Source organism: Alcanivorax sp. (assembly GCF_017794965.1).
In the GTDB taxonomy this organism is placed as follows: Bacteria; Pseudomonadota; Gammaproteobacteria; order Pseudomonadales; family Alcanivoracaceae; genus Alcanivorax.
In genome coordinates, this window is the sequence record NZ_CP051240.1 from 2,976,106 (window position 1) to 2,998,193 (window position 22,088).

Annotated in this window: 17 protein-coding genes; 3 read left to right on the forward strand and 14 right to left on the reverse strand. The window is 58.4% G+C overall.

Features of this window, described 5'->3' with window-relative positions; genetic code table 11:
- Positions 1-57: 57 nt before the first annotated feature.
- The 13 genes from carA to grpE all read right to left on the reverse strand — a co-directional run bounded on the left by carA (position 58) and on the right by grpE (position 16,600).
- The gene (carA, locus tag HF945_RS13175; RefSeq protein WP_290523027.1) at positions 58-1,182 is read right to left on the reverse strand and encodes a glutamine-hydrolyzing carbamoyl-phosphate synthase small subunit; all 1,125 of its coding nucleotides are present in this window, start codon (positions 1,180-1,182) and stop codon (positions 58-60) included.
- 302 nt (positions 1,183-1,484) lie between these two features.
- Positions 1,485-2,312 (reverse strand): 4-hydroxy-tetrahydrodipicolinate reductase, encoded by an 828-nt coding sequence (gene dapB, locus HF945_RS13180; RefSeq protein ID WP_290523028.1) that lies wholly within the window; start codon positions 2,310-2,312, stop codon positions 1,485-1,487.
- A 102-nt stretch (positions 2,313-2,414) separates the two neighbouring features.
- Positions 2,415-3,581 carry a hypothetical protein gene (locus HF945_RS13185; RefSeq protein WP_290523029.1) on the reverse strand — a complete coding sequence of 389 codons (1,167 nt, stop codon included), beginning with the start codon at positions 3,579-3,581 and terminating at the stop codon, positions 2,415-2,417.
- A gap of 249 nt (positions 3,582-3,830) precedes the next feature.
- On the reverse strand, positions 3,831-4,766 hold the full coding sequence (locus HF945_RS13190; protein ID WP_290523030.1) for a hypothetical protein: 936 nt from the start codon (positions 4,764-4,766) through the stop codon (positions 3,831-3,833).
- 42 nt (positions 4,767-4,808) lie between these two features.
- Positions 4,809-7,700: a hypothetical protein gene (locus HF945_RS13195; protein ID WP_290523031.1), complete on the reverse strand. Its 2,892-nt coding sequence runs from the start codon at positions 7,698-7,700 to the stop codon at positions 4,809-4,811.
- Between the two features lie 3 nt (positions 7,701-7,703).
- Positions 7,704-8,234 carry a DUF4150 domain-containing protein gene (locus HF945_RS13200; RefSeq protein ID WP_290523032.1) on the reverse strand — a complete coding sequence of 177 codons (531 nt, stop codon included), beginning with the start codon at positions 8,232-8,234 and terminating at the stop codon, positions 7,704-7,706.
- Entirely contained in the window at positions 8,227-9,198 is a 972-nt protein-coding gene (locus tag HF945_RS13205) for a hypothetical protein (protein ID WP_290523033.1), read from the reverse strand. The genes HF945_RS13200 and HF945_RS13205 overlap by 8 nt, the downstream gene beginning before the upstream one ends.
- Before the next feature lie 65 nt (positions 9,199-9,263).
- Positions 9,264-10,292, reverse strand: coding sequence for a DUF2169 domain-containing protein (locus HF945_RS13210; RefSeq protein ID WP_290523034.1), 1,029 nt, complete (start codon positions 10,290-10,292; stop codon positions 9,264-9,266).
- On the reverse strand, positions 10,285-11,355 hold the full coding sequence (locus HF945_RS13215; protein ID WP_290523035.1) for a hypothetical protein: 1,071 nt from the start codon (positions 11,353-11,355) through the stop codon (positions 10,285-10,287). The genes HF945_RS13210 and HF945_RS13215 overlap by 8 nt, the downstream gene beginning before the upstream one ends.
- On the reverse strand, positions 11,355-11,771 hold the full coding sequence (locus HF945_RS13220; protein WP_290523036.1) for a hypothetical protein: 417 nt from the start codon (positions 11,769-11,771) through the stop codon (positions 11,355-11,357). The genes HF945_RS13215 and HF945_RS13220 overlap by 1 nt, the downstream gene beginning before the upstream one ends.
- A gap of 855 nt (positions 11,772-12,626) precedes the next feature.
- Positions 12,627-13,754 carry a molecular chaperone DnaJ gene (gene dnaJ, locus HF945_RS13225; RefSeq protein WP_290523037.1) on the reverse strand — a complete coding sequence of 376 codons (1,128 nt, stop codon included), beginning with the start codon at positions 13,752-13,754 and terminating at the stop codon, positions 12,627-12,629.
- A gap of 100 nt (positions 13,755-13,854) precedes the next feature.
- Positions 13,855-15,780 (reverse strand): molecular chaperone DnaK, encoded by a 1,926-nt coding sequence (dnaK, locus tag HF945_RS13230; RefSeq protein WP_290523038.1) that lies wholly within the window; start codon positions 15,778-15,780, stop codon positions 13,855-13,857.
- Between the two features lie 232 nt (positions 15,781-16,012).
- Positions 16,013-16,600 carry a nucleotide exchange factor GrpE gene (gene grpE, locus HF945_RS13235; RefSeq protein WP_290523039.1) on the reverse strand — a complete coding sequence of 196 codons (588 nt, stop codon included), beginning with the start codon at positions 16,598-16,600 and terminating at the stop codon, positions 16,013-16,015.
- A 548-nt stretch (positions 16,601-17,148) separates the two neighbouring features.
- Between grpE and HF945_RS13240 the strand changes: the two genes are divergently transcribed.
- On the forward strand, positions 17,149-18,081 hold the full coding sequence (locus HF945_RS13240; protein WP_290525365.1) for an IS110 family transposase: 933 nt from the start codon (positions 17,149-17,151) through the stop codon (positions 18,079-18,081).
- A gap of 448 nt (positions 18,082-18,529) precedes the next feature.
- Here HF945_RS13240 and hrcA read toward each other — a convergent pair whose 3' ends face one another.
- The gene (hrcA, locus tag HF945_RS13245) at positions 18,530-19,579 is read right to left on the reverse strand and encodes a heat-inducible transcriptional repressor HrcA (RefSeq protein ID WP_290523040.1); all 1,050 of its coding nucleotides are present in this window, start codon (positions 19,577-19,579) and stop codon (positions 18,530-18,532) included.
- A 125-nt stretch (positions 19,580-19,704) separates the two neighbouring features.
- On the opposite strand from hrcA, the gene HF945_RS13250 reads away from it, so the two are divergent.
- Positions 19,705-20,214 carry an RDD family protein gene (locus HF945_RS13250; protein ID WP_290523041.1) on the forward strand — a complete coding sequence of 170 codons (510 nt, stop codon included), beginning with the start codon at positions 19,705-19,707 and terminating at the stop codon, positions 20,212-20,214.
- A gap of 30 nt (positions 20,215-20,244) precedes the next feature.
- Entirely contained in the window at positions 20,245-21,912 is a 1,668-nt protein-coding gene (gene recN / locus HF945_RS13255; protein WP_290523042.1) for a DNA repair protein RecN, read from the forward strand.
- The last annotated feature ends 176 nt before the right edge of the window (positions 21,913-22,088 follow it).

The window sequence follows — 22,088 nt, forward strand, 5'->3', positions numbered from 1 at the left end:
ACGTATGTTGCGGTTGTCTTTGCGTCGGACGTCAGACGTCGGACGTCAGACGCTTTTTCACTTGGCTTCCATCAATTCGATGAAGTGATCGAACAGCGGCGCGCAATCATGCGGGCCCGGGCTCGCTTCCGGGTGACCCTGGAAGCTGAACGCCGGCACATCGGTACGATGAATGCCCTGCAGGGTGCCGTCGAACAGGGACACGTGGGTCACCTTCAGGTTGTCCGGCAGTTTGTCCATGTCCACCGCGAAACCGTGGTTCTGGCTGGTGATCATCACCGTGCCGTCTTCCAGGGTCTTCACCGGGTGGTTGGCGCCGTGGTGGCCGGTGCCCATTTTCATGGTCTGGGCGCCACTGGCCAGGGCCAGCAGCTGGTGCCCCAGGCAGATGCCGAAGACCGGCTTGCCGGTGGCAACGATTTCCTTGATCGCCTCGATGGCGTAGTCACAGGGCTCCGGGTCACCGGGGCCATTGGACAGGAAGATGCCGTCGGGATTCATGGCCAGCACTTCGGAAGCCGGGGTTTGGGCAGGCACCACGGTAAGCTTGCAGCCACGCTCGGCCAGCATACGCAGGATGTTGCGTTTTACACCATAGTCGTAGGCCACCACATTGAAGCGGGCTTCTTTCTGCTCGGTGTGGCCTTCTTCCAGATCCCAGGTGGACTCGGTCCAGGTATAGGCTTCGCTGACGGTGACTTCTTTCGCCAGATCCATGCCCTTCAGGCCCGGGAAGCCCTTGGCCGCTTCCAGCGCAGCCGCTTCGTCCAGGTTCTCACCGGCAATGATGCAACCGTTCTGGGCACCCTTGTCACGCAGGATGCGAGTCAGGCGACGGGTATCGATCTCGGCGATGGCCACGATGTTGTTCTCGCGCAGATAGTCCGGCAGGGACTTCTCGCTGCGCCAGTTGCTGACCGTCATGGCCAGATCGCGGATCACCAGGCCAGAAGCCCAGATCTGCGCGGACTCTTCGTCCTCGGCAGTGACACCGGTGTTACCGATATGCGGGTAGGTCAGGGTCACAATCTGTTTGGCGTAGGAGGGATCCGTCAGGATCTCCTGGTAGCCGGTCATGGCGGTGTTAAACACCACTTCACCCACGGTTTGACCCGTGGCACCGATAGCAACACCTCGAAAGATGCTTCCGTCTTCGAGAGCGAGAATGGCGGGAACCGTCAACGCAACCTCCAGGCTGGCAAGAAATTAGGGAGATATGCGGTGGGGCACTGGCCGGCCGGAAAAAACCCGCCGGCTGTTCGCAAAAAAGCGAGATGGATTGCTCCACCTCGCTTTTTCATAGAATTCTTCATTCGTGCGCCCCACACGCCCATCACGGGCTGCGCGCTATTCTAGGGCTTTGGGAAACAAATGTCACCCTTAAAGCGGCCAGCACACGACGAGCTGCAACTGCGGGAGCCTGCCGACAGGCGAATATCGCTTGCAGGCAAGCTCCTACGGCGTTCCGCGGCATCGCCGGGCGCTTAACCCTTGCCCCAGCCCGCGGCGTCGCCGGCCAGGCCGAGCACGTCCTGCATGTCGAACAGGCCCTTGTCCTGACCACCCAGCCAGGCGGCAGCCCGCACTGCACCACGGCCGAAGGCCATGCGGCTGGAGGCCTTGTGGGTAATTTCTACCCGTTCGCCATCGGCGGCGAACAGCACGGTGTGATCCCCAACGATATCGCCGGCACGGATGGTCTCGAAACCAATGGTCTGGCGATCACGTTCCCCGGTGCGACCTTCACGGCCATAGACCGCCACTTCCTTGAGGTCACGCCCCAGGGTCTGGGCCACCACCTCGCCCATACGCAAGGCGGTACCGGAAGGCGCATCGATCTTGTGACGGTGGTGGGCCTCGATCACCTCGATATCCACCTCGTCCTGCAGCACCGCCGCCGCGGTCTCCAGCAGCTTGAAGCACAGGTTCACACCAATGGAGTAGTTGGGGGCATAGCAGATGGCGATCTCTTCGCTGGCGGCACGCAGGCCGGCGATCTGCTCGTCATTCAGGCCGGTGGTACCGATCACCAGCTTGGTGCCCGCCGCACGGCAGACCTCGATATTCTTCACGGTGGCTTCCGGCACGGTGAAGTCGATGAACACATCGGCATCCTTCACCACAGCCGCCAGATCGTCCGCCAGCACCACACCGGCAGAGCCCTGCCCCACCAGCTCACCGGCATCGGCACCGATCAGGCTGGAACCGGGCACATCCACCGCTGCGGCCAGGGTGGTATCCGGGTTGGCGATGGTCGCCTCGATAAGAATACGGCCCATACGGCCGGCAGCACCGATAATGCCTACTTTCATGGTGTCTCCTTGGGTCACAAAGGCGGACGCCAGAGGCAGAACGCCTGCAGCCCCTGACCAGCCTGGCAAGCGTCCGGCGTCTGGCGTCCGGCATCAAGCGTCTTATTCTACCAGAAAGGGCGCCTGATTCACTGCGTAGAGGTTACGATCAGCCTTGTTCATAAATTTGCGGCGCTTGCGATCAAAACGGGCAAAGCTCATGCCGCTATCCACCCAGGCTTGCACTTCCTTGAGACGCTTGCGGGCATAGGCCCGGTCCAGCCATTCCATGGAATACTCCGCCGGCAACTGCGCCGCCAGCATCAGCTGGGCGATGGCCTGTTGGGCCTGCTCATTTCGATAGGTATAAAGAAGACTGTTGGCATACTCGTAACGGACAATGGCCAGATCCGGCACCTTGTTCACCGACGTCTCGAACAGCTCCGTGGCATCGCGGCTGTCCGCCTCGAAGGTGAGACGCCCCGCCGCCTTGCCCACCCGGCGCAGCACATTGGCCTCGAACGCCGCATACAGGGACAGCGCCAGCGGATGCTGTGGCTCCACCCCGAGCATCTCGGTGGCCGCATTGATCACCATGGGGCCGTAATTGCGCTGCAGCATGGCCGGCACCGATTCATCCTCCGCCAACCGCGCCACCGCATAACCGAAACCCAGCCTCACCATGCAGTAATCGTCTTCCAGCAGCTCGTCACCGGGCAGCACCGGGGCATTCTCGCCAAACCAGGCCATCTCGTTGATGCTCTGCTGCAGCAATTGCTGCTTCTGGGTCTGGGTGGGCGCCAGGTAGGTGGCATAGATAATCTGCGAGACCATCGCCGGCACCCGGGCATAGCCGCCGTAACGATTTCCCAAATCCCGGGCATGTCGCAGATCCCCGCGGAAGAACGCCTGCCACACCTCCAGCACATTGCGGCTGTGCTGCTCCCAGTCGTCGTCCTGATAACGCAGGTCCCGGAACAACGCCGGGAAACGCTGATAGCGGGATTTCAGGTACTCTGGAGACGGGAACGGCAACTGCAGGCCTCGCATGAAACGGGACCAGTTCGCTTCTATCTCATCAAAGGTATAGGTGAAGGGCGCCTGATCAAACGGCACCGCCACCCAGGGGGCATCAAGCACCGCCTCATCCAGCGGCAAAGGGGAGCGCTGTGCAAAGGTAGCCTTTGCGCGATCATAAGCCTGATCGACAGGTGCCGCCTGCACAGGCGACAGCAAAAACACAGGCAGCACAGCCAACACCAGCATCCATGCCAGATTGCGAATCGTCATGTCGAACTCTTGTTGTTGTTTTTTTAGGCAATACTAGCAGGGGGACTGAAGCTCGAAAACGACGGAATGCAAATTTAAGCTTATTGTATTAGTGCCACAGAAGGTCGCGAAGTCAGCCCCGGCGCATGGCACTGATTAGAATTAATCATACCCTTGAGGAATAGGCTTAGGCCTCAGAGAAGCCTCCATATAAACGCAGGCCCCCTTCCATGGGCACCAAAATTTTTGCCATCAAGCAAAGACTCCGCATCACTCAACCCACGAAGCACCACCTGAGAATTTACCTTCGCCTGAAATAACGAACTGAGAACCGCTATCCAGATTATAAAATGCGGAAAATTGACTAGCACCATCTACTGAACGGGTAAGCAAGACGGTGTTTTCAATATCTGTATCCTCAACCTCCAGAATCTCATCTTTGGTTTCGAGAACAACAACCTCAGCACTATCATCGAAAGATATTTCAGAGATAACGCTTCCTTGCGGATGCCTAAACCCTCCCCTCACCCTGCTAACATAGAATGTTTCACCATTCCCCCTTGGGGCCAAACCGGTAATACGCCAGCCCTTCCCTGCCCCACGATAAACCACGACCTCATCCCTAGACTTCACATCTAACAGAACAGCCTTATCGTTATCCGCTATATAGATAACTCTTCCATCATCTACCCACTTAGCATCAAAACAACGATCATACCCACATTCGAAACTCGTTCTCTCACCTGTTTCAACATTCACCACACCGACAAAGAGCCTGGCACGCTCAACTTTATGGCGAGCATGAAAAACCAACCATTCCCCATCTGGAGACAACCGCGGCAGCCCCTCAGAAGGGTATTTTGCAGCCAATTCATCGACCTCCCCATCCACCAAACTCAATCCGAAAATTTTAGCAGCCACACCCTCCCCATCCGGCACAATCCTGGCCGAATATATCTTTTTATCAGCCCCCCCCAACGATGCATTTGTTACCGGAAAAGGGAGAATGAAAGCAGAATACTCACCACTTTCCATATTAAGAAACACCAACTCTGAAGTTTTCATATCTTCAGACTGCCAAAATGCGACATCCCCAAAGAGGCCTTCTGGGAAATCTTCTATAATCCCTTCTTCAACCAACAAACCTACATCTGAATCAGAGCACCCTGAAAATAATAAAACAAAAAACAGAAGAAAAAACTTCACTCCCATCCACTTTTGTGAACACCAATTCATAGACCCCATAAATCAAACCCTGCCATCCAAATGACTCTTTCTTGAAAAACCTCGATCACCATCATTCAAAATATCAACAACAACGACAGACCTACTATTCTCAACCCCCGCCTTACCGAAATCACTCCGACACACTTCCGCCACGACATACTCAGCATCATCTGCAACACAACTCACTGGAACATAAAGAGAAAACTTAGTCACCCCCTTATCAAGGCTAGACTCATTAAACCTCAACCCGCCCCCAGAGCCATCTCCTTTGGATAACGAAACGACACCATCACTCTCCCCCACAACAGATCCATACTCCAGATTAACCTCAAATTCAGTACAATCAGGAGAGTAGTTACAAGCATTAATTTCTAAACTGATTCTCTTTCCTCTAAAAACTCTTTTCGCACTACGCCCAACACCATCACGAACATAAAAGCTTTCTATCTTCAACCCCACATCAAACCCCAAAATCAAATCATAAAGAGCCTCAACCTCCTTATGCGGGAATTCTTTCCAGACCAGAGATTCCTCCAATAAACTATGACTGACCTCGTTCCTTTCGATATTATTGCCATATGAATAGCACCCAAAATATCCGTATCTAAGCCAGTATCCAAACGGCCCTATTCTTTCCAATTCAAACTGAACCAGCCCCGTCACCACCAGAACTGCACCTAATGAAAATGCCACTAACCCCAAAGGATTGGCGCACATCAAGAACAGAATCCCACTAGACGCCATCATGACAGACCCTGACGCAGAATTTCTCTTTGCTGCCGCAGCTGCAGAGAACCCTTGCTCCTGCAAATCTTCAGCCTCCTCCAAATCCTTCATCGCGCCGACCAGATTACCCACAATACCGACAGTTCCCATTCCAATTCGCAGCGCTCTGCTCACCCCTATAGCCTGAGAAAACTTATTCTTCGATTGGCTGGACAGATCATAGATAAGCGAGATAGTGCTCAGGCTATTCTCCAGAAGCGCAAGCTTGTTGACCTGCGTATCGAGCCCATTTTTCGCTAACTCTTCCCAGCTGATAGACAGACTTACCACCTGCGCAATATTCAGAACCTGGGCAGGTAGCCCTTTAAGCGACTCCATAGCTCGGTGGGCAGCAACAGGCTGATCATCAAACGTGAGAATTTTGACTCTATGGCTTGCCGTTTTGGCATCCGGGGCGGCAACGCTGATGACGGTGGAATTTGATTTCGCAGAGGATCGATGCAAGTCACGCCATTCACTATAACTAAGCTCTTTGGTCGTAATTCGAACCCCATAAAGCTTCTCCAGCCTGGGACTAAGGCGCTCCCAATGCTCTTTTGCTTCACTAACAGGCCTTGCCAAGGTTCCCAGAAGGTGCTCAAGGGCTTTATAGCCCAGGTCCGTAAGTTTTACGGTGTTCTTTACTTGGTTCCGCCAGTCCGATCTTCTTTGTACCGCTTGATACTGGTACTCCTCATTAACCTGCTGATCTGGTCTTGAAATATTGTCCAACTGCGGATTATCAAATACACGCAGGCACTGGTTTGTAATGCTCTCCTCATCCTCCAGTTGCTGTCGCAGGAACTGGAAACCCTTGTGGCTATCGGAAAGCATTTCTGTGAGGAAAGCCCAACATTCAGCGCCTTTTTCCCCCACATGCCGATAACGGGGGCTTTCATGTGCATCATTCAGTTGATAATCGGAAAATACGCTTAAAACACTATTTGGTGCTTCGACTCTTTGCAGGCATTCAAGCAATGCATCCGTATATCTCGCTTGCTGCTCCTGGAATTCGCTCTTTTCTCGCTCATAGCGCTCCATAAACTCTTCAATGGCACCATATCTGACCTGTTCAGCATAATCGGGGTTTTCATCAATCAACTGGGTGGCATATTGCGCGACAGTATGAGGGTGTGCATTTTGGCTTGCCCAGCCAGCGAACTTCTCCACGGTGTCGTGAAGCCGTACAGCCCAGTCCTTTGCTTCTCCAATCGGGTCATGAATGACGACGGCGGGTATACCACTATCCAGAAGGTTCTTCTGATTCTGGCTTACAAAATTCCTTTGCCCGAGGTGATGCAGCAAGCCAACGCCCTCATCACTCTCAAACGCTTTATCGATGGGAACCACGAGATCTTCAGCCGGATTTGCCACTACAGCAGGGAAATCAGCAAGCTCCAAAAGCTGAAGACGCTCTCGCTGCATAACTGCGTCAACCTCAATCCCCTCATAGCGTTGATACACTTCCGGGATCACTCTTGGATCGTCAGCGTTCATTCCACCCAGTCGACAGAGATACTCCCAAGTCCATTGCACTTCTGAAAATGCCAAGTGAACCTGTGGTGCGGGATCATCGGGTAGAGAGGTAGGAACAACAAGTGCCGCTTTATCCAGCAATGCAGAAGGGGCACGCACATCCGCTCCTTGCTTGGTGGCGAGATTGACTTCTTCAAAGCGTTCAAATTGATAGTAATCACGCTCATTAAATCGTCGATCCTTCCCCCTGCAGTAAACCTCTCTCCACAAACGCCCGTTCACAAAAACATATAGCCAGCCGTTTCGAAGTGGCGCTAAATCACCGTTTCCGTTGCGGCGCAAAGGGGCAATGGCGGTGAGCTCTGCGCACTGTTCAGGAGAAGGAGAATCCAGGCTTGCGCGACTGGTCGTGACAGGAATCCAGTAGCGTCCTTGCCTTGCCACATAACCCCGGGGAGCCAATGCATCATAGAGGCTTCTCTGCAGCTCCGGCACACGCTGTCGATAGTCAGCATGAGGATCAACATTATCCAGCCCCACACGATAATCAGTTTCTTCCAGTTCACGAAAACAAACGAGTCCATTTGACCGTCCGTTACTGTCCTGCCCTTGCCGCTCATCAAAGGCCAGTTGCTGAATCAGATAACCCGCAGTGGAATTTGGAGAAGTCATGCCTTACTCCCCGTGCTCAGGCGTAATTGTGACCGCTCCGGGGAAATAGGCGGGATCTCCTTTGACCCTGACCCCTACAGCGTACTTTCCTGGCGCTATTTCCTGCTCCTCCGTCTCACCGACAGAAAGATCTGACGGCAACCCCGCCCCCGGCTGCTGCAGTGGTGCGGGTGGTGTATTGGCGTTGTTGGAGACCATCTGGTCGGCCTGGCGGACGGCAGGTTGGCCTTCGATGAGGACGTTGGGGGAAGAGGTGATGAACTGGGCCTGACCCTTGATGGTGCCGGAGATGATGCCGCCGCAGGAGCCGCCTTCGTCGCCGTTGCTGACCATGAAAGTTGAAGACAGGTGACAGGCGGGTTGGCCATTGATGATCACCGAGCTTGCCGTGCCGGTGGCATCCTTGGAAAGCGCGGTATTGGTAAAGGAAGCCGGGATGCACAGGGGCGGCACCTGACAGGTATCCGGGGCCATGAAGATACCGCCGGAACCGGCATGGACGGCCGTGCGGCCGTTGATCACCACGTTACTCATTGGAATCGCATCCTTGTGATTCGGTTTGTTTCAACAAAACGGCACAGCGTGCCTGTTGCACACCGGCATCCACGATCAGAGTCTGATCTACCGGGACCAGCGGCCAGCAAAGCCGCTCGCAGGCCAGCGCAACCGCCATGGGAAACCCGGCGGCGCCCACCTCACCAACCACATTCGCCGGCTTGAAATGTTGTTGCCAGGGCGGTGTGGCGGGCTGAGGTGCGGGTTGTTCGCCCTTGCGCATGGCCAGGTTGTCACGCGGCGACAGCCGGTTGGGCCACAGCCGCTGGCTGGCATGGTGCCATTCCAGATCATCCTGCGGGGTCTGGGCCCTGGCATGGACAATGATACGCGGCCTCGGCATGGCCTCTTTCTGCGACAACGCCTGAAGCGTGTCTGACAGCCCCTGCAGGGCCGGTGGCTGCATCGACCCGGCGTAGGGCTCAACGCCAGCTGCCTCTGACTGCCAACCCACCGGACCGTGGCCCGCACTCAGGGTGAACCAGGCAAAACCTTCACCGGCGGCGCGCCCATCCGGTAACTTGTCTGTCTGCAGTGCGCCTGCCGCCGCGCGATCCATTACCGTGACCGGATGAGTAAGGCTGTCGACACCCAGCACTGACAGCCCGTCGATCTCACCGGCACGGAGCCGGGCCACTTGCCGCACCAATACCTCGGCCATCCCGGTTTCCGCTACCCGCTGGCAGCGCCCCTGTGGATCTACCTGGCTCAAGACGTCCTCAATCCATGGCCACTGCGGCGCCCCGTTATCCGGGGCAATCAACAGCACCGGATGGGGCAATGCCAGTAGCGCCTGCAGAACCTCCTGAAGCGACTCTTCCCAGGCGATCGTGTCCGGCAGACAGGCCAACCGGGGCAGGTGAGCACGGTAATCATTTCCTACCGCCACCGCGAGGTCCTTGATCACATTGATGGCCGAAACCCCGGCAAGGCAGGCACTCATAAGGGCTCCCGTGGTTTCACCACTGGGCAAGAACACACCGTAACCGGCGACATGAACCGGCCGGGTCATGCCGCCACCGGCCAGGCTGAGCAAGCCTGCAACAGCAACCAGGCGGGCAAGCCACCGGTAACACTGGGACAAACAGCGGCGCGGGCAATCAGGGACAGGGTCTGTTGATCGGTGTCGATCTTCAGCGTGTCACAGCTCAACGCAATGCGTTCGGGGCGATGACCACGGCGCACCAGTAACACCTGAGGACACCAGGCCGGCAAGGTCATCCGGACCGGATGGTCTGCAGCGGCGAAGAAGCCCTGCAACTGCAGTTGCTCGCCACCGGTGAGCGAATCCGTCAGCCACTGATCTTCCGGAGCGCAATGATGCAGCGCCGGGTGGGCGCCCTTGCCCCAGGGGCAGCCGTGATTGTCGAGAGGCTGGCGGGACAATTCGCCATAGCGGCCCTGACGGGGCGCCCAGAATGAGGGCAAGGGCGCAAAGCCCGCCACAGCCGTATTCCGGGAGGGCGACAATTGTGCCTGGCCCAGATATTCGATCTGCGGCGCGCGGGCATCCTGCAGGCTCCAACCAGACGGATTAAAACCCCGCCCCACCGGATTGCGCTTTTCCCGTTGGCCCTTTTCAGGGTGAGCCCCGCCAAAGGCCATTTCATAACGCAGCGGCAAACGGGAAAAAAGTTGCGGGGCAGACCGGCGGTGCCCCATCAGCCCCTTCTGCCAGTAATGTTCGCCCAGTACCGCCAACTGTTTTGTGCGAGCCAGCCCATTCTGCTCCAGGCTGACCACCACCTGATGGCTGGTCTGCTCTCCGCCCGGTGCGCAGGCATGGCCCTGCAGATAATACTCGGCACCCTGCTTGAAAGAGGCGGCTTCCGACGCGTGCTTGAGACTGGTGGCCACCGGATCACCGTAGTGCTCGTCGGTCAGCACCACCTCTTCCTGTCCCGTCATCGACAGCCGCCCCTGCAGATCAAATTGCAGGGTCAGCTTGGCCACCACTACTTGCCGGGCCTTGCCATCCAGTGTCCAGCCGGGCACCAGCGCCGCCGCCGCATCAGTTTCGTTCACCAGCTCAAACATGAACGCAACCTCCATGCAGGGAGTGGTGCTGCCATCCCTGATCTGGCGCGATACCCCGGCCAGATTCAACACTCCGGTGAGCATCTATCAACGCACTCACCTGGCCGCACCATTGCTCCGAAAGCCGAGACAGCGAGGAAGCGGTTGTTGGCATACCAAAGAAGACGCTGTGCGCAGATTGGCCGGCTCGTGCCTTGATCGTCTGCCACTGCTGTCGCGCCGCGTCCGCATCCGGCATGGTCTCACTGGAAGAAGCGGCTTCACCCACTGCCTGCAGGCGCGGCTTGAGCGGCACAGGCTCGCCGGTCAGCCAGAACCAGGCCTGTGCGGCCAACCCTGCTGTTTCCACCTGCTCCATCATTGCCAGCAACGATTCCGCCGCCTCGACAGTGCCTGTCAGCGCCATTGCCAATGGTCCGTTGCCGGCCTCACCCTGCCGGGCCAGCAGCAACACCAGCACAGGATCCTCCGGGAAGTCCCTGGCCACCGGGAACGCAGCCGCATCGCCGCGAATCAGACCGCCAATCAGTGCCTGGCGCTGAGCCTTTGGCTTGTCCAGGTCATGATAAAAGGGACGAAACGCCTCTACGGAATCGCCGTCCGCATCCCGCCACTGCAGCACTGCCGCAACCCGCTCATCGGCACCGTCAGCCTCCTCCTGCCATTGGGCCACTGCCGCATGCCCGCCCATTGCCACCTGCAGGGCGGGTTGTGCCAAAGCGGTATTACAACCTTTTTTCGCAAGCCGGACCGCCGCCAGCACGGCCTGCTGCTGTGCGTCATCCAGTGCCGGGTACAGGGCGTCCAGTTGTGCAGTAACCTCTTCAATATTGCCTTCATGAAGCAGGCACCAGCACTCGACAAACAACGCGGCGGGTCGCATGCCATCATCCACAGTGCCAGCACAATGACTCATGGCCCCTTGCAGGTTTCCCATCAACCGCCAGTCCAGCTGCCTCAAGGATTCCCGCGGTGACGCAGGAGCATTGAGCAATTGCTGCCGGCGACGGAACAGGCTTTGGGCTTCCCGATAGTGGGTGGCAGCCAGCGGAAGAAAGGCCATCAGTTGATCTGCACCGTGGCACCGAGAATGCGCTGCAGGCCGCTGGCCAGGGTATGCACCTCCCTGCCATCCACCGTAATGCAACCGTCTACCGAGATATCGATACAGGCATCCCCCACCTGCAGACGAATCCCCTTCTCGCAATTCAGTAGCAGCCGCCCGTCGGCATCCTTTGTCATTGCTGGCGTGGAGCCGCCTCCGAGCAGGCTGGTCACCACCCAACCTTGCAGCGTGGATTGCACCAGTACGCGATCCTGAACCGAGAGCGGCGCCGGCAGCAGGGCAACCTCGGCGGCGACCACCTGCTCACCGGTCTCTTCGCAGCGAAGTCGCACCTGGGGAGCGACAGCCTGAACCTGCATAACCCGCGCCACTGACACGGGGGCCGCTGGCGATATGGTTGCCAGTTTTTCCATTGGCTCTGCCTTCCTGTCCATGAAGTATTGAAAGTGCGAAATGGTGGCGACTGGGGTCAGGACTGTCTGTGAGGGGAAGCGGAAATGGTTGTGCGAGAAAGCTTACATTGCCGTTTTTGTGAAGCGGGGACACCGATCTGGCGACCTATTGTAGGCATCTGCTTGCAGACGAATGTTGGTGCGGAAAGGCCTATTCGCTTGCAAGCAAGCTCCCACACGAGAAAGCGCTTCCTCTTCAGGACCTTCATGAAACTGTGGGACAGCAGCGGGAGCGTCGCAGACATTGGCTTCCAGGCAAGCCCCCATAGGAGCGGTGGTTCCACCGCGATGGGGTCTTCCCGGCATCGCCGGGAATGGTGGTCGCACCCGGAGAGCACAGCAAAAACCCACATCTACAGAAGGCTTCTGGATGCTGCGGGAACGGAGCGTAGCGAAGTTACGCACGGCGTGCCGCCAGAAGGGTGAGCGAAGCGAATAACCTGCCTGCAGACGAAGAGGAATCAGTAAACGCATTCGCTTGCAAGCAAGCTCCCACAATGCCCCCTTCCACAGGAACGGCGCCAACCCTGAATCACAAAGGATCGCCAGCAGGCTGGCTCCTACGGGGGGACGGGAAACGGTTTTTGTGGGAGATTCAGCTTGCTGAACGAATAGCGCCCGGGCGCCTGCTGCAAGCTGCCTTCGGCCAACGATTAGAGACACCGACGGGCGAGAACGGTTGGGAAGCAATGAAACGCACTGGCATTCGTTCAGCAAGCTGAATCTCCCACAGCCATCGCTCTTGCTGCGGGGGGCGCGCATAAAAAAACGGAGCAGGAATACCTGCTCCGTTTTTTGTTCCCGTCAGAGTCCGGCTTACTTGGTATCAAAGAAGCGTTTAACGCCTTCGAACCAGCTGGTCTTTTTCGGGTTGTGGCGGTCGCCGCCGTTTTCCAGTGAATCCTGGAATTTGCGCAGCAAATCTTTCTGCTCGCTGGACAGCTTCACCGGGGTTTCCACCACCACCTTGCAAAGTAGGTCGCCAGTGGCGCCGCCGCGCACGGACTTCACGCCCTTGCCACGCAGACGGAACAGCTTGCCAGTCTGGGTTTCCGCCGGCACCTTCAATTTCACCTTGCCGCTGAGGGTGGGCACATCCAGTTCGCCGCCCAGGGTGGCATCCACAAAACTGATCGGCACTTCGCAGTACAGGTTGGTACCGTCGCGCTGGAAGATGTCGTGCTCTCGCACCGCCACCTGCACGTACAGGTCACCGGACGGCGCCCCGTGCATGCCGGCTTCACCTTCGCCCGCCAGACGAATGCGATCACCGGTATCGACACCCGCCGGGATCTTCACCGACAGGGTCTTGGTGTTCTGCACCCGGCCCTGGCCGCCACAGCTGCCACAGGGGTCTTCGATGATCTGGCCTTCGCCCTTACAGGTAGGACAGGCCTGCTGCACGGTGAAGAAACCCTGCTGCATGCGTACCTGACCGGCACCACCACAGGTGGAACAGGTCACCGGCTGGGAGCCTTCTTTGGCGCCTGAACCATGACAGGTCTCGCAACTTTCCCAGGTGGGAACACGGATCTTTTCTTCGCAACCGCGCACCGCCTGTTCCAGGGTCAGCTCCAGGGTGTAACGCAGGTCCGCGCCGCGGGCCGGGCCACGACGGCCACCGCCACCACCACCGAAGATGTCGCCGAAAATATCGCCGAAGATGTCACCAAAACCGCCTGCGCCAGCACCGCCGCCGAAGCCGCCCTGCCCCTGACCATTCACACCGGCATGACCGAACTGATCATAAGCCGCGCGCTTCTGCTCATCGGAAAGCACTTCGTAGGCTTCCTTGGCTTCCTTGAATTTGGCCAGTGCCTCTTCGTCATCCGGATTACGGTCCGGATGGTATTTCATCGCCAGACGGCGATAGGCCTTTTTCAGGTCTTGCTGGCTGGCGTCTTTTGCCGCCCCCAGCACGTCATAATAATCACGTTTGGACATAATCAAGCCTTTGGCTTAACCAGACGCTGAACGCCGGAGGCCAGCCGCAAAACCCGCAGGGGTTTCACGTCCAGCATCCGGCGTCAGGCGTCAGGCTTACTTACTTCTTCTTGTCGTCGTCGACTTCTTCGAACTCGGCATCAACAACGTCGTCACCTGCGGCCTGCTCGCCACCTTCGGCACCGGCAGCACCTTCAGCCTGCTGGGCCTGTTCGGCGTAGAGCTTCTGGGCCAGCGGCGCAGACACTTCAGACAGCGCCTTGATCTTGGCTTCGATGTCGTCCTTGTCGCTACCCTTGGCCGCTTCTTCCAGCTCTTCTACGGCCTTGGTGATCGCCTCTTTCTCTTCGTCGGTGGCCTTGTCGCCAGCTTCGTCGAGGGTCTTGCGAGTCGCGTGCACCAGGTGATCGGCCTGGTTGCGGGTCTGCACCAGCTCTTCGAACTTCTTGTCTTCGTCCGCGTGCGCTTCGGCATCCGCTACCATTTGATCGATCTCTTCATCGGACAGACCGGAAGAGGCCTTGATCTGGATGGACTGCTCTTTGCCAGTGGCCTTGTCCTTCGCGCTTACGTGCAGGATACCGTTGGCATCGATGTCGAAGGTCACTTCGATCTGCGGCATGCCACGGGGTGCCGGCGGAATGTCTTCCAGGTTGAACTGACCCAGAGACTTGTTCTGACCGGCCTGCTTACGCTCACCCTGCAGTACGTGCACGGTAACGGCAGTCTGGTTGTCATCCGCGGTGGAGAACACCTGGGACGCATTGGTCGGGATGGTGGTGTTCTTCTCGATCAGCGGCGTCATCACGCCACCCATGGTTTCGATACCCAGGGTCAGCGGAGTCACGTCCAGCAGCAGTACGTCTTTCACGTCACCGCTCAGTACCGCACCCTGAATGGCCGCACCCATGGCAACCGCTTCGTCCGGGTTCACGTCCTTGCGCGGCTCTTTGCCGAAGAACTCGGATACCTTGGTCTGCACCATCGGCATACGGGTCTGACCACCCACCAGGATCACGTCGGTGATGTCAGAAGCACTCACGCCGGCATCTTTCAGTGCCGTCTTGCAGGGCTCCAGGGAACGAGTGACCAGATCACCCACCAGGGACTCGAGCTTGGCACGGGTCACTTTCACCACCAGGTGCTTGGGACCGGAGGCATCGGCGGTGATGTACGGCAGGTTCACTTCGGTCTGCTCGGCAGAGGACAGCTCGATCTTGGCTTTCTCGGCCGCTTCTTTCAGACGCTGCATGGCCAGCGGGTCGCCGCCCAGGTCGATACCGGAATCGGCCTTGAACTGATCCGCCAGGAAGTTGATCAGGGCCAGGTCGAAATCCTCACCACCCAGGAAGGTGTCACCGTTGGTGGCCAGCACTTCAAACTGGTGCTCGCCGTCCACTTCGGCAATCTCGATGATAGAGATATCGAAGGTACCACCACCCAGGTCGTAAACCGCGATGGTGCGGTCGCCGCCCTTCTTGTCCATGCCATAGGCCAGGGCCGCAGCAGTGGGCTCGTTGATGATACGCTTCACGTCCAGACCGGCGATGCGACCGGCATCCTTGGTGGCCTGACGCTGGGAATCGTTGAAGTAAGCCGGCACGGTGATAACGGCCTCGGTGACGGTTTCACCCAGGTAATCTTCCGCGGTCTTCTTCATCTTCTTCAGCACCTGCGCAGAGATCTGCGGCGGCGCCATCTTTTCGCCCTTCACTTCTACCCAGGCATCACCGTTGTCGGCCTTGGTAATCTTGTAGGGCACCATCTTGATGTCTTTCTGAACCACATCGTCTTCAAAACGACGACCGATCAGACGCTTCACCGCGTACAGGGTGTTCTCCGGGTTGGTCACGGCCTGACGCTTGGCAGCCTGACCCACCAGGGTTTCCTTGTCGTCGGTGTATGCAATGATGGAAGGCGTAGTACGGGCGCCTTCGCTGTTCTCAATAACCTTGGCTTTGTCACCTTCCAGTACAGCCACACAGCTGTTGGTTGTACCCAGGTCGATACCGATGATCTTACCCATATCTCTCTTTCTCCTTCACACCAGCCGGCACCCAATCGGCATACCGGACAGTTGAACTTGTTAACTCGTCTGGCTCCTATATGGCGGTGCTTTCTGCCAATTCAAGGGAGCGTGAAGATTTTGTTTGTTGCCAGTTTCAGCGGGTTAGACGCCTAAAGTCAGAGGTCAGACGTCAAAACCCGAAAACCGGCCGAGGGGCGTCTGACCTCAGACGCCAGACGTCCGACAGCGCTTACGGCGCCTTGCTGACCACCACCCGAGCCGGGCGGATCAGACGGCCATTGAGCTGGTAACCCTTCTCGAGCACCTCAATCACGGTGTTCGGATCCACGTTGGGCACCGGCACCATGGTCATGGCTTCATGCAGCTCAGGGTTGAAGGGTTCATCACTGGGACTGATCTGCTCCAGGTTGTACTTGCCGAACACATCCAGCAGGGACTTGAGCGTCAGCTCGATCCCTTCGCGGGCCCCTTTCAGTGCCTCGTCGTCGGCATCCAGCGCGCCCAGACCACGCTCCAGATTGTCCGCCACGCTCAGCAAATCGCCGGCGAACTTCTCCAGGGCAAACTTGTGGGCGTGCTGCACATCGCGCTCGGCACGGCGGCGCACATTCTGGATTTCGGCCTGGGCACGGATATCCGCTTCGCCCAGTGCCTTCTTCACGGTCGCCAATTCGGCTTCCAGCTCCGCCAGCTTCTCTTCGGCGGTAGGTTCCGCCTGCTCGCCTTCCGCCTCTGCGGCAGCCGCAGCCGCTTCTTGCTCTTCCACAGTCTCTACCTGCGGCTCGGCGTTGTTCTGGTCTTTTTCCTGCTCACTCATTCTTTGACTCCACATCCCAATCCGGGCTTTTTCAGGAAAGCGGGCAAAGATATGGGAACTGATAGTGAGGATTCAAGGGGGGGCTTGGAGGCAGTTAACAGTTAATAGTGAATAGTTAACAGCGGCGCGGGTGGGGTTTGTGGGGGCTGTGACGGCGCTGGCCGCGTTCAGACGGCTGTCTGCGCATCCTGTGGGAGCTTGCCTGCAAGCGATTACCCTCCGGAACCCCGCTTCCGCCAGATCGAGCAGTAGGAGCGGTGGTTCCACCGCGATCTCTGTCTTTCGGGGGGATCGCGGTCGAACGACCGCTTGTATGTTTGAATGCCTCTCCTGCAATGATGCAGGACTTGCCGGGGTGGAGGGACCAACGACGCATCTGACCTCAGGGTACAGACGGTAGGAGACTTGGCCCCACCCCGCACCTATTCATACGCCGATAAAGAATCCATCGGCTGAGTTGCACCTCAGACCGACGATACCAGCAAGCCAGCGTTTAGGTGCGCCCCGACAAGCATGTGTAACCTAGCTCAAGGGGCAGTTCAGTGGCAATGCAAGTAGCAAGATCTATCGTCGGCATCGACGTCGCCAAGGCCGAGTTGGTCATTCATTTCCAGGGCCAGACGTTCACCATCGAGAACACCCCCAAAGCCATTAAACACTGGCTCAAGAGCCTGCCATGCTCCTGTGAGATCGCCATTGAGGCCACAGGGACTTACCACATGGCAGTCATCGAGTTGGCCCATGCCAAAGGGCACCACATTTACGTCATTGATGCTTCACGTCTCAGCAGCTACCGCAAGGGAACAGGCGGCCGAGCTAAAACAGACGCCTCTGACGCCCAGCTGCTTGCCCGCCATCTGCAGAGAGAGAAGGAGGATCTGCGCCGTTGGAGCCCGCCGCCCAAGGCGTATCGAACACTGCAGACACTGCTACGCCGCCGCGCGGCGCTGATCAAGGCGCGAACCATGATCCAACAGAGCCTGGGTGGCGAAAAGATTCTCAAGGCGAGCCTGACAAGGCTGATCTCACAGATCAACAGTCTGGATACACTAATCCAGAAGCATCTTCGCAACACCGTAAGAGAGGCAGGGCTCTGCGATCAGGTACAACGCTGCAAATCTCTGGAAGGTGTGGGCGATCTGACGGCTTACGCCTTGGTCATGGCCTTCCTGCGAGGAGACTTCCGCAACAGCGACGCCTTCGTCGCCTTCCTGGGGATGGATGTCCATGTAAAGGACTCCGGCACCAGAACGGGAAAACGCAAGCTGACCAAAAAAGGCGACTCAGAGACCCGCAGACTGCTTTACTGTGCGGCCATGGCCGCTCGTAAAAGCGCCCGCTGGGCGGGTGTCTACCAAGGTTATCTCGACCGTGGCCTGGCGAAAACGCAGGCCCTGGTCATCCTCGCACGTAAGCTGGTCCGTATCGCCTTCGCGCTGATGAAGAGCCGTACTGACTACGTATCTATGCCTGCCTCATAAAAGGGGTGGACAACATAGAATCTCCTACAACGCCCCTGCCGTAGGAGCCAGCCTGCTGGCGATTGCCCTCCAGAAACCTGCCTGCGCCAGATCATGCTGTAGGAGCGCCACTGGAGGCGCGAACAAACCCTGAAAACGAATAACTCGTTAAAGTCACGCAAACCAACGCGATGATCCAACAGAGGGTTTTGCCTTTCGAAACTCGCTTCTCGCAACTCGAAACGGCATTTTCGCGCCTCCAGTGGCGCTCCTACAGCGAGGTATAGCTGGGTCAGTCATGCCTCCCCTGTGGGAGCTTGCCTGCAAGCGATTGCCCGCCTTCGCGGTGGATTCGGCTCCCACAATTGCCGCAGGAGCCAGCCTGCTGGCGAAAATCGCTTGCAGGCAAGCTCCCACAGAGCCTTCGGCTGCAGGTAGCTAGGCTGTCCACTATCAACTGTCAACTGAATTACAGCTGGGTGAGGGCCGCTGAGAGGATCTTGGCGGTGATATCCACGGTAGGGATCACCTTTTCATAGTCCATCCGCGTCGGGCCGACCACGGCGAGCACCCCCACAGGGCCGTTATCCGCCCGGTAGGGCGCCGAGATCAGGGAATAATCCTCGAACGGGCGGAAGCCGGATTCGCGACCGATGAAGATCTGTACGCCATCCGCCTTCATGGAGCGTTCCAGCAGGTGCAGGATATCGCGCTTGTGATTAAAGGCATCGAACAGGTCGCGCAGCTGGTTCAGGTTATCTGCTTCTGCGGTCTGGATCAGGTTGGATTCGCCTGACACCACGTAGTCGGAATCGGATTCCTCCGTGCGCAGGGCCTTGTCTGCCACCGCCACCGCCGTCTGCATCAAGGCATCCATGTGCTGCCGGTCGGCGTTCATGGTGTTGAGCAGGCCATCACAGATGCTGTTCAGGTCGCAGCCGGCATAGGTGTGATTAATGTAGTTGGCCGCCTGGCGCAGCTCGGCTTCTTCATAATCCCGGTCGGTGTGGATGATGCGGTTCTGCACCTCGGAGCGGTTCACCACCAGCACCACCAGCACCCGCTTGCCGGACAGGGGCAAGAATTCCACCTGCCGTAACGTGGTCACTTCCCGGCGCGGCACCGCCACCAGCCCCGCCATGCGCGTCAGCTCGGCCAGGGTCCTGGAGGCCTGGGAAATCAATTCCTGGGGAGACTGCTCCGGCGCCAGCAGTTGATTGAGCTCGCGCTTGAGATCCCTGTGATCCGGGCGCTCCATCACACTGGAGGCAAGCAGGGAATCCACATACATGCGATAACCCAGCTCGGTGGGGATGCGCCCCGCCGAGGTATGCGGGCTGGCCAGAATCCCCAGATCCTCCAGCTCCGCCATGATATTGCGAATGGTGGCCGGGCTTACCTGCAGGCCACTGCCGGTGGCCAGGGTCTTGGACCCCACCGGCTGACCATCGCGGATATGCCGCTCCACCAGCGTCATCAACAGGCGTTGTTTTCGTTCGTTGAGATCCAGCTTGCTCATAGGAGATATATGTACCAGAAAATCAGCCTCAGCATTATATAAAATTCCCGGGGGCTTACACTGACGCCCCGAATCCCCTACCATTGCCTTAACTGACCATACGAACAGTAAACAAGGATGTTTCAATGAAAGACTACACCAACCCGTATCAAACGCCCGACGCCCAGCCCTCCACCGGGGCCGACAGCACCGCCCCTCTGGCCGGTCGTGGCCAGCGACTGGCGGGCGCCCTCATCGATGGCCTGATCGGCATGGCACTGATCGGCCCGCTGTTTTATTTCAGCGGCACCTGGGAGGCCCTCATGCAGGGGCAGGTCATGGATCTGAGCACCACGCTCACTTGGTTCATCGTGGGCGAAGTGGCGTTCCTGGCCGTGCAGGGCTATCTGCTGTTCAACCGCCAGCAGACCATCGGCAAGTGGTTGCTGAACATGAAAATTGTGGGCATGGAACAGGATGCCGTTCCCGCAGGAAAACTCTACGGGGTTCGCTATCTGCTGATGCACGTCATTGCGCAGATTCCCGTGCTTAACCTGGTGATGATCATCGACCCGCTGCTGATCTTCCGCAAGGACAAGCGCTGCCTGCACGACCTGCTGGCTGGCACCCAGGTTATTGAGGCGCCCAAAGGCTAACACCAGATCGCCCGTTCCGGAGACAACACTATGCTGACACATCTGAGCGTTCGTCATTTTGCCACCGTGGACCAGCTGGAGCTGGAACCGGAGAACGGACTCACCTGCATCAGCGGGGAAACCGGGGCGGGCAAATCCGTGATCATCGATGCCCTAGGCCTGACCCTGGGCGACAGAGCGGATTCCAGTGTGGTCCGTCACGGCCATGACCGTGCCGAAGTGCTGGCCACCTTCGATGTGAGCGATAACCCCGCCGCCCAGCAATGGCTGGCCGAGCGGGAGCTGGACGATGACAATCAATGCCTGCTTCGCCGCACCGTGCGAGCCGATGGCCGCTCGCGGGCCTACATCAACGGCACCCCCACGCCGCTGGCTGAAGTCCGCGATCTGGGTGAGCGGCTGATCAGCATCCACAGCCAGCACGAGCATCAGGCCCTGCTCAAGAAAGAGGCCCACCGCCAGCTGCTGGACAACTATGCCGACGCCCGCGAACTGGCTGCCACCGTGCGCGAGCACTGGCGCGCCTGGCAAAAGGCGCGTCGGGCCCATGACGACGCACTGAATCAGGCCCGCGAACAGAATGAACGGGAAGAGCTGCTGCGCTTTCAGCTGGAAGAACTGGACGCTCTCTCCCTGCAGGAAGGGGAACTGGCCGAACTGGAACAGGAACAACAGCGGCTGGCCAACGCCGACAGCCTGATCCGCATTTGCCAGCAGTCACTGACCGCCCTTTACGAAGGCGACGACGGCACCTGCAACGATCACCTCAGCCAAGTAAGCCACTGGCTGGACGACGCCCGCCGTCAGGATGATGCTCTTGGCACCGTGGCCGATGCGGTGGAATCCGCCCGCCTGCAAGTCGAGGCCGCCGCCGACGACCTGCGCCACTATCTGGAGCGACTGGATCTGGATCCTGAGCGTCTCAGCCATGTGGAAGAGCGCCTCAGCCAGTGCTACACCCTGGCGCGCAAATACCGTATTCGCCCGGAGGAACTGGTGGAGCACCACCGGAACCTGCTCAATGAATCCGAAGCCCTGGGCAATGTGGATGCCCACCTCCACGCCCTCGCCGAGGCGGAAAGCGCCGCCGAAAAGCAATATATGGACAGCGCCCTGAAACTCGGCAAGGCCCGCCGCAAAGCCGGCAAGACACTCACCCAGCAGGTACAGAAGCAGCTCACCGCACTGGGCATGAAGGCCGCCGTCATGGAAGCCCAGCTCTCTGACTGCTCCCCCGGCGCCGATGGTCTGGAAGAGGTGGAATTCCTGTTCACCGCCAACCCCGGCCAGCCGCTCAAGGCGCTGGGCAAGGTCGCCTCCGGGGGCGAACTGTCCCGGGTCAGCCTGGCCATTCAGGTGATCTGCGCCCGCAATCTCACCGTACCCAGCCTGGTGTTCGATGAGGTGGACGTGGGTGTGGGCGGCGGCGTGGCCGAAATCGTTGGCCGACTACTACGGGAACTAGGCAGCCATGCCCAGGTGCTCTGCATCACCCACCAGCCCCAAGTCGCCAGCCAGGGCCACCAGCACTGGCAGGTCCACAAGATCCAGGGTGACGATACCACCCACACCCGCATCCACGGCCTGGACGAAGCCGCCCGTATCGAGGAACTGGCACGCATGCTCGGTGGCGTGGAAATCACCGAGTCCACCCGCAACCATGCGCGGGAAATGCTCAGCAAGGCGCAAGCAGCGTAAAGAGCAGTTAATAGTTAACAGTGAATAGTTAATAGCTGCGCGGGTGAGGTTGGAGCGAGCATAGATGCCGTGCCCGCGCCCGGATTGCCAGAGGGAGCCCCTCCCGTAGGAGCGGTGGTTCCACCGCGATGCTTGCCCGGCAACGCCGGGATCGTGGTCGCACCCGGAGGGCATAG